Source organism: Pseudomonas sp. BP11-1-1 (genome assembly GCF_052112105.1).
Taxonomy (GTDB): domain Bacteria; phylum Pseudomonadota; class Gammaproteobacteria; order Pseudomonadales; family Pseudomonadaceae; genus Aquipseudomonas; species Aquipseudomonas alvandae.
The window spans coordinates 13,075-27,072 of the sequence record NZ_JAUTYU010000025.1; the positions used below are offsets into that span (position 1 = coordinate 13,075).

A 13,998-nucleotide genomic window follows, 5' to 3' on the forward strand; every position below is an offset into this window, starting at 1 on the left:
AAGCTCGCTCCCACAGTTGATCGCGGTCCCCTGTGGGAGCGAGCTTGCTCGCGATGAGTGAGCGCAGCGAACGGTTTCAAAATTCAATTGAGTTTCAAGGCGAGCACATGAAGATTTCGAGACAAGCCTACGCCGACATGTTCGGCCCCACCGTCGGCGACAAGGTCCGCCTGGCCGACACCGAGTTGTGGATCGAAGTGGAGAAGGACTTCACCACCTACGGCGAAGAAGTGAAATTCGGCGGCGGCAAGGTGATTCGCGACGGCATGGGCCAGAGCCAATTGTTGGCCGCCGAGGTCGTCGACACGCTGATCACCAACGCGCTGATCATTGACCATTGGGGCATCGTCAAGGCCGATGTCGGCCTCAAGGACGGGCGCATCGCGGCGATCGGCAAGGCCGGCAACCCGGACATCCAGCCCGACGTGACCATCGCCATCGGCGCCAGCACCGAAGTGATTGCCGGTGAAGGCATGATCCTCACCGCTGGCGGGATCGACACCCATATCCACTTCATCTGCCCTCAGCAGATCGAAGAAGCGCTGATGAGCGGCGTCACCACCATGATCGGTGGCGGCACGGGCCCGGCCACCGGGACCAACGCCACCACCTGCACCTCCGGGCCGTGGCACCTCGCGCGGATGCTGCAAGCCGCCGATGCCTTTGCGATGAACATCGGCTTCACCGGCAAGGGCAACGCCAGTCTGCCGGAGCCGCTGGTCGAACAGGTCAAGGCCGGCGCCATCGGCCTGAAGCTGCACGAAGACTGGGGCACCACCCCGGCGGCCATCGACAACTGCCTGAGCGTGGCCGACCAGTACGACGTGCAGGTGGCGATCCACACCGACACCCTCAACGAATCCGGTTTCGTCGAGACCACCCTGGCCGCGTTCAAGGGCCGCACCATCCACACCTACCACACCGAAGGCGCCGGTGGCGGTCATGCGCCGGACATCATCAAGGCTTGCGGCTTCCCTAACGTGCTGCCCAGCTCCACCAACCCGACCCGGCCGTTCACCCGCAACACCATCGATGAACACCTGGACATGTTGATGGTCTGCCATCACCTGGACCCGAGCATCGCCGAGGACGTGGCATTCGCCGAAAGCCGCATCCGCCGCGAGACCATCGCCGCCGAAGACATCCTCCACGACCTCGGCGCCTTCTCGATGATCAGCTCCGACAGCCAGGCCATGGGCCGTGTCGGCGAAGTCATCACGCGCACCTGGCAGACCGCCGACAAGATGAAAAAGCAACGCGGCGCCCTGCCCGGCGACGGCGAAGGCAACGACAACTTCCGCATCAAGCGCTACATCGCCAAATACACCATCAACCCGGCGATCACCCACGGCGTCAGCCATGAAGTGGGTTCCATCGAGGTGGGCAAGTGGGCCGACCTGGTGCTGTGGCGCCCGGCGTTCTTTGGGGTCAAGCCGACGCTGATCCTCAAGGGCGGGGCGATTGCCGCGAGCCTGATGGGCGACGCCAACGCCTCGATCCCGACGCCACAACCGGTGCACTACCGGCCGATGTTCGCCAGCTTCGGCGGCTCGCGACACGCCACCAGCCTGACCTTCATCAGCCAGGCTGCTGCCGAGGCCGGGTTGCCGGAACAGCTTGGGCTGAAGAAAAAAATCGCAGTGGTCAAAGGCTGCCGCGATGTGCAGAAAACCGACCTGATCCACAACGACTACCTGCCGAGCATCGACGTCGACCCCCAGACCTACCAGGTCAAGGCCGACGGCGTGCTGTTGTGGTGTGAACCGGCGGAAGTGTTGCCGATGGCGCAGCGCTATTTTCTGTTTTGAGGTGATTCAGGCTTGATTCGCTGGATGGGCACATAACCTTGTGGCGAGGGGATTTATCCCCGTTCGGTTGCGCAGCAACCGCAAAAAAAGCAGGGCCGCTGCGCAGCCCAACGGGGATAAATCCCCTCGCCACAGTTTTTTAACAATCTACTCCACCAACCGCCCCAACCGCTGCTTGAGCATGCGGTTTTCACTGCGCAGTTGCTGGACTTCTTCCAGCAGGTCCAGCGCCAGGGCGACGCCTTCCCATTCCAGCTCCAACTCCCGGCGCAGCTTGGCTGCACGCCGGGCCAGGACCAATTCGTAATCAGTAAAGCGCCAGTCCGTGGGGGCCGTGCCGTGAGGTTCGAGGATGCCATGTTCGACGATTTCGATTACATGGACATCGGCCAATGCGGCGGCCTCACAGAATTCCATCAGGTTCAGTTCAATGATCGGGTTGTTCATGGTCTGCTTCTCCCAATGCTTCAGCTGTCGAGTCTAGCCATGATCCTCGGTTCAGAAGTTCTCCCGCGGGTCGAACGCGGCTTTCTTCGCCAGCTCGGCCCACAATGCCTTGACCGACTCATCGCTGGCCTTGGGCATCACGGCCTTGAGCTGAACAAACAAATAGCCGCGCTCACCGGCCTTGTTGCGCAAGCCGTGGCCCTTGGCGCGCATGCGCTGGCCGTTCTGGCTGCCGGCCGGGACCTTGAGGTTGATCTTGCCGGTGAGGGTCGGCACTGCCACCTCCGTGCCCAGCGCCAATTCCCATGGCGCAAGGGGCAAGGTGATGATCAGGTCCTGGCCTTCGACGTCGAACTTGGGGTGCGGGGCGAAACGAATGGTCAGGTACAAGTCGCCATTGGCACCGCCGCCGATGCCCGGCGCGCCCTGGCCCTTGAGGCGGATACGCTCGCCGTCGGTCACCCCCAGCGGGATCTTCACGTTCAGGCTCTTGCTGGTATTGCTCACGTGCTGGCCCGCCGCGTTGTATTGCGGCACCTGGAAGCTGACCTTTTTCGATTCGTTCGACAGGGTTTCTTCCAGGAAGATCGGTAATTCCATTTCCACGTCTTGTCCCCGACGGCCGGCACTGCGACCCGATTGTCCGCCGCCGAAACCCGGCCCGCGATTACCAAAGATCGAACTGAAGAAGTCCGAGAAATCCCCGGTGTCCTGGCCACCAAAACCGCCACGGCTCTGCCAACCCGGTGGGCCCTGGAACGGCTGGCCGTGCTGGCCGTACCGGCGCAAGTCGTCGTATTCGGCGCGCTTGTCAGCGCTTTTCAGCGCTTCATAGGCTTCGGAGACGTCCTTGAATTTGGTCTCGGCGTCTTTCTCCTTGCTCACGTCCGGGTGGTATTTGCGCGCCAACTTTCGATAGGCGGCCTTGATCGTGGCATCGTCGGCCGTCGGCTCGACACCCAGGATCTTGTAATAGTCTTTGAAGTCCATCTTAAGCATCACCATCCGTTATCGATGTTGCACCGCCACGCACAGCATGCCCGAATGTCCGGACAAGGGGTTGACCGGCCTCAAGAGTGTGACCGGACGGTGCATCAGAAGTTTATCGGCAGCGGGTGGCGGTTCTTGTGTCCGCCCGATGGCTGCCAGGCTCATGCCAGCAAGTTTGGGGGTGTGACGTCGTCTTTCAAGGCCAGTGTTTGCGAATTAGCGGATAACCGGCCTTCGAATCCGCTTCGCACTGGCATACACTGCGCGGCCGTTTTTTCGACCGGAACCTGAAAGACATGAAAAACGTATCCCCGGCCCGTGCCTGCGGCATTGACTTCGGCACGTCCAACTCCACCGTCGGCTGGCTGCGCCCCGGCATGGAAACGTTGATCGCGCTGGAGGACGACAAGATCACCCTGCCCTCGGTGGTCTTTTTCAATCAGGAAGAGCGCCGTCCGGTGTACGGCCGCCTGGCCCTGCACGAATACCTGGAAGGCTACGAAGGCCGGCTGATGCGCTCGCTCAAGAGTCTGCTGGGCTCCAAACTGATCAAGCACGACACCAGCGTCCTTGGCACGGCCATGCCGTTCAAGGACTTGCTGGGATTGTTCATCGGCCAGTTGAAGAAGCGTGCCGAAGCCGCCGCCGGTCGGGAATTCGAGGAAGTGGTGCTGGGCCGCCCGGTATTTTTCGTCGATGACGATGAGCTGGCGGACCAGGAAGCGGAAAACACCTTGGTCGACGTGGCCCGCGCCATCGGTTTCAAGGAAGTCTCCTTCCAGTACGAGCCCATCGCGGCGGCCTTCGATTATGAATCGACCATCGAGAAAGAAGAGCTGGTGCTGATCGTCGACATCGGCGGCGGTACATCGGACTTTTCCCTGGTGCGCCTGTCGCCCGAACGGCGCATGCACGACAACCGCCACGCAGACATCCTCGCCACCGGCGGCGTGCACATCGGCGGGACCGACTTCGACAAGCAACTCAGCCTGCAAGGCCTGATGCCGCTGTTCGGCTACGGCAGCCGCATGAAAAGCGGCGCCTACATGCCCACCAGCCACCACATGAACCTGGCGACCTGGCACACCATCAACGCGGTGTATTCGCAGAAATCCACCCTGGCCCTGGGCAGCATGCGCTACGACATCGAAGACACCGGCGGCATCGACCGGCTGTTCAAGTTGATCGAACAGCGTGCCGGGCATTGGCTGGCGATGGAAGTGGAAGAAACCAAGATCCAGCTGACCCACGCCGACCAGCGCCACGTGGCCCTGGACCGGATCGAACCGGGCCTGAGCGTGGACCTGAGCCGAGCCTTGTTCGAGTCGGCCATCGATGGCCTGCTTGAGCGGGTACGCGGCAGCGTCACGCAGTTGCTCAACGATGCCAACGTGCGGGTTGATCAGGTCGATACGGTGTTCTTCACCGGCGGCTCCAGCGGCATCCCGGCGCTACGCAACAGCGTCTCGGCGATGCTGCCCCAGGCGCGGCATGTGGAAGGCAATATCTTCGGCAGTATCGGCAGCGGGTTGGCGATCGAGGCGATGAAGCGGTATGGGTGAGGGGCAGCTTTGAGCTTTGAGCTGCAAGCTTCAAGTAAGAGCGGTCAGGCGGTGTGGCTGGCTTCACTTGAAGCTTGCAGCTTAGCCAAGCGACACGGATTAGCTTTTACTTGCCGCTTGAAGCTCAAAGCTTGCAGCTGCTCCTCTACACCATCCCCACCTGCTTCAACTCACTCTTGAGATACGCATAGTAGATAGGCCCCGCCACCACCCCCGGCAGGCCGAACGCGGCTTCGAACACCAGCATTGCCATGAGCAATTCCCACGACTTGGCGCTGATCTGCCCGCCGACGATGCGGGCGTTGAGGAAGTATTCGAGCTTGTGGATCACGATCAGGTAACCCAGCGCCGCCACCGCCACCCAGATCGATAGCGACAGCGCGACGATGGTGATCAGCGTGTTGGACATCAGATTGCCGATCACCGGCAGCAGCCCCAGCAGGAACGTCATCACGATCAGCGTCTTGGTCAGCGGCAGGTGGATACCGAACAGCGGCAGCACCACCGCCAGGAAGATCCCGGTGAAGAACGTGTTGAGCATGGAAATCTTGATCTGGGCGAATACGATGTTGCGAAACGCCTTGACCAGCAGGTTCAAGCGATCGAACAGCGCGGCGGCCAGGGGTTTGCGCTTGGTCAGGTCGGGGATGCGCTGCAAGGCAATGATCGCTCCCAGCACCATGCCGATCAGCAGCGTCACGAACATGTGGGCCGCGTCCTTGCCCACCAACTGCAAGTCGCTCAGGTGTTTGCTCACCCAATCACTGATCGCCACCCGGAACTCGGCCGCGCTGGCCGGCAGGTAGGCATCGATGAACGGCGGCAATTGGCCGCGGGCGCGGTCGACCACGCCCATGAATTTATCGAGGGATGCGCCTGGGTTCTCTGCTTCATGCAGCAGGAAGCTGATGGCTCCGGCGAAGATCAGCGACAGCACGCTCACCACCAGCGTGCCCAGCAAGGCCACCGCCAGCCAGCGGGCACGCCGGCCTTCGATCAGTCGTTGCAACTGCGGGGTGAGCATGTTGACCAGTTCGAACACCAGCAACCCGGCCAACAGGCTCGGCAACAGGCGCAGCGGCAACACCAGCAACAACCCACCAAAAATGATCACCCAACTGATCACCAACAACACATGACGCTGAGAAAACGTTGGCATACAGCCCCAGGACAAAAAACGGCGTGAAAGGATTGGCAGTCTGCCAGCGATCCACTGGCAGCACTAGGGATTGTATCGGCCGACCTTGGTCGCAGTTCAGGTGTTTTTTTGCAGTGGCTGTGCCGGCCCCACGAATCGATTATTTTTTCTTCAGGCACTCGCTCATGAACGTCTTGCGAGCGTCACCCTTCAGCGCCTGCTCGGTGGCGGTGGCGTTGCAGGACTTCATGCGCTCCTGGGGCGTGCTAGGGGTAGCGGCGGCCGGAGCGGCCTTCAGGCAGTTGCTCATGAATGCTTTGCGTTCGTCGCCCTTGAGCGCCTTGGCGGTGGCGTCCGCGTTGCAGGTGGTCATCTTGGTTTGCTGGGCCGTGGCGGCGAAGCCTTGGGAACAGAGCAGCAAACCGATCATCAACAAAGGCACGCGGAGCATCTTCATGGTGTTTCTCCTGGTTGCCGCACAAGGGTACGGCGATGGGGTGCAGTGTAGACAAAGCCTGTTACACCTTCATCCATCTCATTGTTCGGTGCCAGGTCCATCGCTTTCGCGAGCAGGCTCGCTCCCACAGTTTGAGCGCGTTTTTCCAGACAGAACGCGGTCATCTGTGGGAGCGGGCTTGCTCGCGAAGAACGATAACGCGGTCCTCCTGACGATCTACACCCCAGCAGCCTTCAACCGCTCGGCATGCTCGACAAACAACCGGATCGGCTCCGCCCCCCGGCCCACCAACCCCAGAGACTGATTGACGATGTCGAAATGGTCCAGTGGATAGTCATCACGAATCACCGTGCCCAGGTGCGAACTGTAGCGCCCGACCATGCCATCACACTGCCCCGCCTCGCGCACGAAGGTCCGGGCAAACAGCCGGCAACTTCGGTTCGTGCCGTCGAACAGGTTGCGGCCCCTGTCGGTCTTGCCCGGCTGCAACGTTCCGGACCAGGAGTAATAACGCACGCCATTGACCTCTTCCGGGCCGTGCCCACCCCAAGTGGAAGGCAAGCCCTGTGGATAACGTTCATTGAACAGCGCCACCCCGGCGGTTGTCAGCGACGCGTGGGAGGCATCGAGGTCAGCCGGCAATCGTGGCCCGCGATAGCCGGTGTCCAGCAAGCACATCAGCACGTTGATCAGTCGCAGCAGGGCACTGAGCAACCGCCCCTTGGCGCTGTCGGCCGGGTAGTGGGTCTGCAGGTAATCGGCCAATTCGGAACCGTGGTTGGTGCCGGCCACCGACGTGACCGACGCCACCAGGTCCGGACGCTTGGCGGCGGCATAGCGAGCGGTCAGACTGCCTTGGCTGTGGCCGATCAGGTTGACCTTCTGCGCGCCGGTTTGCTTCAGCACTTCTTCAATCCGCGCCAACAACTGCTCACCGCGCACCTCGGAGGAATGCAGGGGTGAGACCTTCACCGGGATCACCACCGCCCCGCCCCGGCGCAACGCCTCCACGATGCCATACCAGTACGGATACAAGACCAGGCGAATGAAACCGAGCATGCCCGGGACCAGTACCAGCGGGTAGCGAGTGGCACAGCGTTGCGACATGGCGACATCCTTGCGATCAAGAGGGGTCAGCATCAGTACCGATGATGACCAGTCTATGACAGCAATGTCACTTCAGCCCGATCACAGCAGGACCCAGGCCATCAGAACGTCCGGGCCAGCGCCAGCAAGCGCTGCTCGGCCTCGGCGCAGGACCGCGCGAAGCTGTGCTCGGTCGACTCTTCGCCTTCGGCCGCCACCACCGTCACGTCATTGATGCCGATAAAGCCCAGGACGGTTCGCAGCCACGTGTCAGCATGGTTCATGGCTTCCAGCGGACCGCCGGGACCGAAGCCAAAATCGCCACGGCTGGTCACGATCAGCGCCTTCTTGCCCAGCACCAGCGGCTCGTACTGCGAAACACCATTATCCAGGCTGTGATTGAACGTCAGGCCGATGCGCACGATCTGGTCGATCCAGGCCTTCACACCGCTGGGCACGCCAAAGTTGTGCATGGGCGCCGAGATCACCAACCGGTCGTGGGCCTTCAGCTCCGCCACCAGGCTGTCGCTCAACGCCAGGTCGGCCTGCATGGTCAGCGGCCGCGCCTGAGGCTCTGGATAAAACGCCGCGGCGATAAAGGCTTCATTCACCGCAGGCATGACGGTGCGGCCGACTTCACGGCGGGTCGGCAAGGACTGAGGATTGGCGGCCTGCCAGGCCGTTATGAACGCTTCCGTCAAGCGCCGGGAATGGGAACGCTCGCCGCGCGGGCTGCCGTGTACGACAAGAATGCTGCTCATCTGTAACTCCTTGATAGCGACTACAATCGGAACTGCTTGTGGCTTGCAGCTTGAGACGTTGTAGCGCTCAGGCTCAAATGAGCGTTAATTGATCCGGATGAGTTGTATTCATCCATTGGAGATTTTCCGATGTTCGCCACCCTGCCACTCAATGCCTTGCGTGCCTTCGAATCCGCAGCCCGGCTGCTCAGCTTCAAGGCCGCGGCCGAAGAGCTTTCAGTCACGCCAACGGCGATTTCCCACCAGATTCGCTCGCTGGAAACCTGGCTGGGGATGCCATTGTTCGAACGCCTGCCGCGCCGGGTGCGTCTCACCGATGCCGGGCAGCGTTTATTCCAGAGCTTGCACGGGGCATTGCTGGACGTTGCACAAAGCGTCGACAGCCTGCGCCCGCAACGCAGCACGACCCACCTGAGCATCTCCACCACCGCGGCGTTTGCCGCCCTGTGGCTGGTGCCGCGCCTGGGCCGGTTCTATGCGCGCCACCCGAACATCAACGTGCGGCTGGACACCCATTGCGACGTCATCGACCTGCACCAGGACGCCAGCGTCGATCTGGTGGTGCGTTACAGCCTGGACACCTACTCGAACCTGTACGGGCTGTGCCTGTTCGATGAAAGCTTCGGCGTGTATGGCTCGCCGGAACAAGTGGCGCTGGCTACCCGGCAACCGCCGACGTTGATCAGCGTGCGTTGGCACAATTCCAAGTTGTACGCCCATGGCTGGGAGACGTGGTGCGCCCAGGCCGGCGAAACCTGGCTGATCCGCGAGCCGTGTATGCGTGAATACGATGAAGAACACTACGCCCTGCAAGCGGCGATTGCCGGGCAAGGGCTGGTGCTGGCGAGCAATATCCTGGTTTCACAGAGCGTCGCCAGTGGCCTGCTGGTGGGCTATCGCCCGCAGATCCAGATCGACGGTGCCGGCTACAGCGCGCTGTGCGTCCCTGGCCGTGAACGGCATCCGCCGGTTCGGGCATTTTTTCAATGGGTGGAGGAAGAAGCCCGCTTATCCGGGCACACACTGAAAAATCCGGTAAAACTTTTCCAGGATCGCGTCACTCAGAACTAGAGCGACCACGCCAGCAGAGCGTGGCGCCCTACCGGATCAGCCTCCAGGAGAACGAGATGAGCGACATGCACTTATCCGACGTCACCACCCTGCGCGAACGTGCCCGCCAGAACGTCCAGAACGGCGCCGTCACCGAAGGCTACAACGCCGATCGCCAGGAAATCATCCGCCTGCTGAACGAAGCACTGGCCACCGAATTGGTTTGCACGCTGCGCTACAAGCGTCACTACTTCATGGCCACCGGCCTGAAGGCCAGCGTCGCGGCGAGCGAGTTTCTCGAACACGCCAACCAAGAATCCGAGCACGCCGACCGGCTCGCCGAACGCATCGTGCAACTGGGCGGCGAACCGGAGTTCAACCCCGACCTGCTGACCCGGCATTCCCATGCCCAGTACGTGGCCGGTAATACGCTCAAGGAAATGGTGTTCGAAGACTTGGTGGCCGAACGGATCGCCATCGACAGCTACCGGGAAATCGTGCAGTACATTGGCGAAAAAGACCCGACCACGCGGCGCATCTTCGAAGACATCCTGGCCCAGGAAGAAGAGCATGCCGATGACATGGCCGACATCCTGGCCGATCTGTAAGGGTCTTAAGGGGCCCCATCGCGAGCAAGCTCGCTGCCACATTTTGACCGCATTCCTTCAGACAGAATGCGGTCCCCTGTGGGAGCGAGCTTGCTCGCGATGAGGCCAGTCGCCTCACCGCGACATTGAGCTACCGGGTAGGTTTGACCGTCACCGGCGCCTTGCCCGCCTTCATCTGCTCAAGCAACGGCGCGCACTGGTTCGGCTCCCCACCGCTGGGCGCCACCAGGGCCAACAGGCCTGCCGCCGGCGCGGCGATGACGCCCAGGGCAACCATCCCGGCACCGCGCAGCATCAGCGGTACGGCCTTTACCCCGGCGGCGGGCTTGGCAAAGGTGCCCCGCACGTACAGCGGCGAGCGCAGGGAAATCAGCCGCCAGCCCTTGGATTCTGGGGTGACGGTCAAGTCCAACCGCTCGGTCGCCATGTTCGCCGTGCCGTCGATATAGATAATCGCGTTCTCGGTGTCGAACACGAACAGGCGCGTGGTTGCCAGGCCGGTCTTGATATCGAAGTCAGCCGCCGCGCAGTTGATCTTTACCTCCTTGTCGCCAAAGATTTTCCCCACCACGTAGTTGCCGACGTTGAGGCCCGCCAGCTCCATCAGCTCGCGGCTGATCGCGCCGTCGTTGATCAACATCTTCAAGCTGCCGTTGGAGGTGCCCAACAACGCCGCCACCGAATTGCCGCGCCCGGAAATATCCGCGTCACCGTTGAGCTCACCGAAACTGGTCTTCATCGGTTCGAAGCCCGGGAACAGCTGCTTGAGCTTGAAGCCACGCGCGGTCAATTTCGCCTGGCCTTCGAGAGGCTGGGTGTGGCCATTGAGGCGGATCTGCGCGTCCAGCCGGCCGCCGGCCACACCAAAGCGCAAGGGCTCGAGGCTCAACTGGCCATCGTTGAGCACCAGGTGCGTGTAGAGATCGGTAAACGGCAACTGCTCGCTGTGGACGATACGCTTGCCGGTAAATTCAACGTCGGCGTCCATCACGCTCCAGCGCTCGGTGCGAAATTCTTCCACCGGCAAGACCTTGTCGGACGGCTGTTTGCTGGCGCCGCCGCGGGCTTTTTGTTCGGCGTTGGAATCCGCGCCGATCAGCGGCGCCAAATCACTGAACAACAATTGGTCGGACACCAGCGCACCGCTGAGTTTTGGCCGGGGCTGGCTGGCGACGTAAGCCAGGTTGCCATGGATGTCACTGTCGCCGATCTTGCCGTTGAACCCCTCATAGCGAAACTGGGCGCCGTCTGGCTCATGGAGCTTGGCGATCAACCGACCGTCCGTGGAATAAGGCGGCGAATCCGGCAGGGTCACGCCCGTCAGCGGATAAAGATTAGCCAGGCTGTTGCCGGCCAGCTTCAAACGCAAGTCCAAGGCGCCGAGATTCTTCGGGTCGGTCAAGGTACCGGCCAGTTCGACGCGGGTGTCGCCGATCTTCGCCTGGGCCTGCAATGGGAACGGCTGCGACGCATCTTGCAGCGCCAGCAAACCGCCGACCTTGCCGGACCCGCCGAGATTCTGCCCGTGGTATTGCCCGTTGACCTTGAAGGCGAAGGCATAGTCCTGTGGCGTCGCCCCTTGTTCCCGAGCTTTGCTGGCGGCTTTCTCGCCCACGATATCGCTGAACGGAATGGGCTTGCCCAACGGATCGATCACCAGCTCGAGACGGGTCTTGAGTGTCTGATCGTCGAGGGTGACGTGGCCCTTGTCGAAGCCGATGGCGCCGATATCCACCACCCAGCTGGACGGTTCGGCGTCCGGGTCCTTTGGATCGAACTGGAATGTCCAATTGGCGCGCCCATCGGCCAGGCGCTGCAGGCTGGCGTCGGGCCCTGTCAGGTCGATACGCGGGATGGCCACGCGCCGGGCCAGCAACGCCAGGGGCGAAATACGCAACTCCACGCGCTTGAGCGTGGCCATCTGCGCAGCTTTCGACCACTCCGGGTTGCCCAGGCTCAAATCCTCCGCCACCACATGGGGCCATGGCACAAAGGCTCGCCAGCCACCCTCCTGCGGTTCGCGCTGCCAAACCACGGCCAGGTTGCCATTGATCGCGAACGGACGATGCAGCTCCTCGGAAACCTTGGCGTTGAGCGTGGGCTTGAGGCGATTCCAATCGAAGAACGCGATGACCAGCACCAGCACGGCCAACAGGGCGACGAGGCAGGCAAAGCCCCAGGCGAAGATTTTTGAGGTGCGCGTCATGCACAAGGCTCCTGAGGCAAATGGGCGTCCGAACCGCGACGCCGGGGATAGCACGAACCTGTGGCCGGCTCGTTGCGGATGATTGTTGGACAGGCAAAACGGCCGACAGGTTTACCATCAAGGGCGACGAACGGCACTAATAAATGCGCAAGAACCTGACCGATTCGACAGCTACCTGTTACCGCCCCCGCACATTTGCAGGGCACAAGTGAGTACAAACTACCCACTCCGGGGCGAAAACGCTCCTCTGAAAGCCCCGTCCTAGAGCCTTTCCCCAGAACAATCAATTCCGTTGATTATTACCATTGTGTTTATGAACTTTTATATCGACTTATCGAGAGTAGCATTGCCCTCGTACCCACTTTTTAGCCCTCCCAAGGAGCAACGATCATGAAACGCCAATTACTGATGAGCCTGTCCCTTTCACTGCTGGCTTCGACCGCTTTTGCCCTGCCAGCTTCCGAACAAGCCACGCCACAGGTCAAGGACAGCCAGTCTGTCTATAGCCAAACCGTAGCCGAAGGTGGCCGTGACCGCCTGGAGCAAAAAGGCTTGGTCGAAGACGGCTCCGACCGCACCCCACAAGGCCAGACCTTTGCTGCAGATGGCTCCGACCGCACTCCGGGTCAAACCCTGGCCGCTGACGGTTCCGATCGCACTCCCGGTCAAACCCTGGCCGCTGACGGTTCCGATCGCACTCCCGGTCAAACCCTGGCCGCTGACGGTTCCGATCGCACTCCTGGTCAAACCCTGGCCGCTGACGGTTCCGATCGCACTCCTGGTCAAACCCTGGCCGAAGGCGGTGGTGACCGTGTAATCGAACGTAACAGCACAGTGAGCTGAGCCCATGGTGGCCCAGAAAAAAGCCCGATTCCTCGAATCGGGCTTTTGACTTTTAAAGCGCCTCGTTTCCCGCCCGGCCCCGCCCTACCGTTCGACGACGCCAAAGCCTATTTGCTAGAGTGCATCGGTCCCATGACTCGGAAGTCAGTCCTGCAATGCTGCCTCGCGCCGAACAGAAACAACAAACCCGAAACGCCCTGATGGATGCAGCCCGTCATTTGATGGAGTGCGGCAGGGGCTTCGGCAGCCTGAGCCTGCGCGAAGTCGCCAAGACCGCGGGCATCGTGCCCACCGGCTTCTACCGGCATTTCGACGACATGGACCAACTGGGCCTGGCGCTCGTCTGTGAAGTCGGCCAGACGTTCCGCGAAACCATCCGACTGGTACGCCACAACGAATTTGTCATGGGCGGCATCATTGATGCCTCCGTGCGGATTTTCCTCGACGTGGTCCACGCCAACCGCTCGCAGTTCCTGTTCCTGGCCCGCGAGCAATATGGCGGTTCGCTGCCAGTGCGCCAAGCCATCGCGAGACTGCGCGAGGACATCAGTTCGGACCTGGCCGCCGACCTGGCGCTGATGCCGAAACTGCAGCACCTGGACCTTGCCGGCCTGAACGTGATGGCCGATCTCATCGTGAAAAGCGTTTTCGCCACCTTGCCGGACATCATCGACCCGCCCGCCGAAGCACTTCCCGAACACCTCACGCCCCAGGCGAAGATTACCCAGCAACTGCGGTTCATCTTCATAGGCTTGAAGCACTGGCGCGGATTGGGTAGCACTGAGTAACCCGGATGCGGCCAATGTGGGAGCGAGCTTGCTCGCGATTGCGGTTTGTCAGCAGCATTGAAGGTGACTGATACGGCGCAATCGCGAGCAAGCTCGCTCCCACAAGTTTCTTTGTGAGCGCCGCAAAATGGTGCTCAACATCACGAAGCGCACCATGATGACTCACCAGCCAAGCCATCTTGGAAACGCCACGCCAGCCATTTCCTACATACCCTTCTATTGGCAAGCCCCTTGCTCTAAACACAGCATTGTTC

At 61.4% G+C, this 13,998-nt stretch carries 13 protein-coding genes; 6 read left to right on the top strand and 7 right to left on the bottom strand.

What is annotated here, in order from left to right:
* Positions 1–107: 107 nt before the first annotated feature.
* On the top strand, positions 108–1,808 hold the full coding sequence (ureC, locus tag Q7C33_RS26695) for an urease subunit alpha (protein ID WP_198797196.1): 1,701 nt from the start codon (positions 108–110) through the stop codon (positions 1,806–1,808).
* 147 nt (positions 1,809–1,955) lie between these two features.
* Here ureC and Q7C33_RS26700 read toward each other — a convergent pair whose 3' ends face one another.
* Both Q7C33_RS26700 and Q7C33_RS26705 read right to left on the bottom strand, forming a co-directional pair.
* A complete protein-coding gene (locus Q7C33_RS26700; protein WP_030140113.1) occupies positions 1,956–2,255 on the bottom strand; it encodes a chaperone modulator CbpM in 300 nt (99 codons plus the stop codon).
* Positions 2,256–2,306: 51 nt separating this feature from the next.
* Positions 2,307–3,245 carry a DnaJ C-terminal domain-containing protein gene (locus tag Q7C33_RS26705; RefSeq protein WP_030140114.1) on the bottom strand — a complete coding sequence of 313 codons (939 nt, stop codon included), beginning with the start codon at positions 3,243–3,245 and terminating at the stop codon, positions 2,307–2,309.
* A gap of 296 nt (positions 3,246–3,541) precedes the next feature.
* On the opposite strand from Q7C33_RS26705, the gene Q7C33_RS26710 reads away from it, so the two are divergent.
* Complete coding sequence (locus Q7C33_RS26710; RefSeq protein WP_217861135.1) at positions 3,542–4,807, top strand: Hsp70 family protein; 1,266 nt, start codon at positions 3,542–3,544, stop codon at positions 4,805–4,807.
* A gap of 145 nt (positions 4,808–4,952) precedes the next feature.
* Here the strand turns inward: Q7C33_RS26710 and Q7C33_RS26715 are convergent, their stop codons facing one another.
* The 4 genes from Q7C33_RS26715 to Q7C33_RS26730 form a co-directional block, all read right to left on the bottom strand.
* Positions 4,953–5,966: an AI-2E family transporter gene (locus tag Q7C33_RS26715; protein WP_030140118.1), complete on the bottom strand. Its 1,014-nt coding sequence runs from the start codon at positions 5,964–5,966 to the stop codon at positions 4,953–4,955.
* Between the two features lie 139 nt (positions 5,967–6,105).
* Positions 6,106–6,402 (bottom strand): PsiF family protein, encoded by a 297-nt coding sequence (locus Q7C33_RS26720; protein WP_030140119.1) that lies wholly within the window; start codon positions 6,400–6,402, stop codon positions 6,106–6,108.
* A 216-nt stretch (positions 6,403–6,618) separates the two neighbouring features.
* Positions 6,619–7,509, bottom strand: a complete 891-nt coding sequence (locus Q7C33_RS26725; RefSeq protein WP_030140120.1) for an esterase/lipase family protein — start codon at positions 7,507–7,509, stop codon at positions 6,619–6,621.
* Between the two features lie 101 nt (positions 7,510–7,610).
* On the bottom strand, positions 7,611–8,249 hold the full coding sequence (locus Q7C33_RS26730; RefSeq protein WP_217861132.1) for an FMN-dependent NADH-azoreductase: 639 nt from the start codon (positions 8,247–8,249) through the stop codon (positions 7,611–7,613).
* A gap of 129 nt (positions 8,250–8,378) precedes the next feature.
* Here Q7C33_RS26730 and Q7C33_RS26735 point away from each other — a divergent pair, with 129 nt between their 5' ends.
* On the top strand, positions 8,379–9,320 hold the full coding sequence (locus tag Q7C33_RS26735) for a LysR substrate-binding domain-containing protein (RefSeq protein WP_407684426.1): 942 nt from the start codon (positions 8,379–8,381) through the stop codon (positions 9,318–9,320).
* Positions 9,321–9,376: 56 nt separating this feature from the next.
* Positions 9,377–9,907 (top strand): ferritin-like domain-containing protein, encoded by a 531-nt coding sequence (locus Q7C33_RS26740; RefSeq protein ID WP_030140123.1) that lies wholly within the window; start codon positions 9,377–9,379, stop codon positions 9,905–9,907.
* Between the two features lie 130 nt (positions 9,908–10,037).
* On the opposite strand, the gene Q7C33_RS26745 is transcribed toward Q7C33_RS26740, so the two are convergent.
* Positions 10,038–12,113 (bottom strand): AsmA family protein, encoded by a 2,076-nt coding sequence (locus Q7C33_RS26745; protein ID WP_198797200.1) that lies wholly within the window; start codon positions 12,111–12,113, stop codon positions 10,038–10,040.
* A 390-nt stretch (positions 12,114–12,503) separates the two neighbouring features.
* On the opposite strand from Q7C33_RS26745, the gene Q7C33_RS26750 reads away from it, so the two are divergent.
* Both Q7C33_RS26750 and Q7C33_RS26755 read left to right on the top strand, forming a co-directional pair.
* Complete coding sequence (locus tag Q7C33_RS26750; RefSeq protein WP_407684427.1) at positions 12,504–12,956, top strand: hypothetical protein; 453 nt, start codon at positions 12,504–12,506, stop codon at positions 12,954–12,956.
* A 155-nt stretch (positions 12,957–13,111) separates the two neighbouring features.
* Complete coding sequence (locus Q7C33_RS26755; RefSeq protein WP_030140126.1) at positions 13,112–13,744, top strand: TetR family transcriptional regulator; 633 nt, start codon at positions 13,112–13,114, stop codon at positions 13,742–13,744.
* Positions 13,745–13,998: the final 254 nt, after the last annotated feature.

Coding starts and splice junctions, on each gene's coding strand:
- Q7C33_RS26745 (WP_198797200.1), bottom strand. CDS start 12,113: ATGACGCGCACCTCAAAAATCTTCGCCTGGGGCTTTGCCTGCCTCGTC.
- Q7C33_RS26720 (WP_030140119.1), bottom strand. CDS start 6,402: ATGAAGATGCTCCGCGTGCCTTTGTTGATGATCGGTTTGCTGCTCTGT.
- Q7C33_RS26710 (WP_217861135.1), top strand. CDS start 3,542: ATGAAAAACGTATCCCCGGCCCGTGCCTGCGGCATTGACTTCGGCACG.
- Q7C33_RS26700 (WP_030140113.1), bottom strand. CDS start 2,255: ATGAACAACCCGATCATTGAACTGAACCTGATGGAATTCTGTGAGGCC.
- Q7C33_RS26750 (WP_407684427.1), top strand. CDS start 12,504: ATGAAACGCCAATTACTGATGAGCCTGTCCCTTTCACTGCTGGCTTCG.
- Q7C33_RS26705 (WP_030140114.1), bottom strand. CDS start 3,245: ATGGACTTCAAAGACTATTACAAGATCCTGGGTGTCGAGCCGACGGCC.
- Q7C33_RS26755 (WP_030140126.1), top strand. CDS start 13,112: ATGCTGCCTCGCGCCGAACAGAAACAACAAACCCGAAACGCCCTGATG.
- ureC (WP_198797196.1), top strand. CDS start 108: ATGAAGATTTCGAGACAAGCCTACGCCGACATGTTCGGCCCCACCGTC.
- Q7C33_RS26730 (WP_217861132.1), bottom strand. CDS start 8,249: ATGAGCAGCATTCTTGTCGTACACGGCAGCCCGCGCGGCGAGCGTTCC.
- Q7C33_RS26715 (WP_030140118.1), bottom strand. CDS start 5,966: ATGCCAACGTTTTCTCAGCGTCATGTGTTGTTGGTGATCAGTTGGGTG.
- Q7C33_RS26725 (WP_030140120.1), bottom strand. CDS start 7,509: ATGTCGCAACGCTGTGCCACTCGCTACCCGCTGGTACTGGTCCCGGGC.
- Q7C33_RS26735 (WP_407684426.1), top strand. CDS start 8,379: ATGTTCGCCACCCTGCCACTCAATGCCTTGCGTGCCTTCGAATCCGCA.
- Q7C33_RS26740 (WP_030140123.1), top strand. CDS start 9,377: ATGAGCGACATGCACTTATCCGACGTCACCACCCTGCGCGAACGTGCC.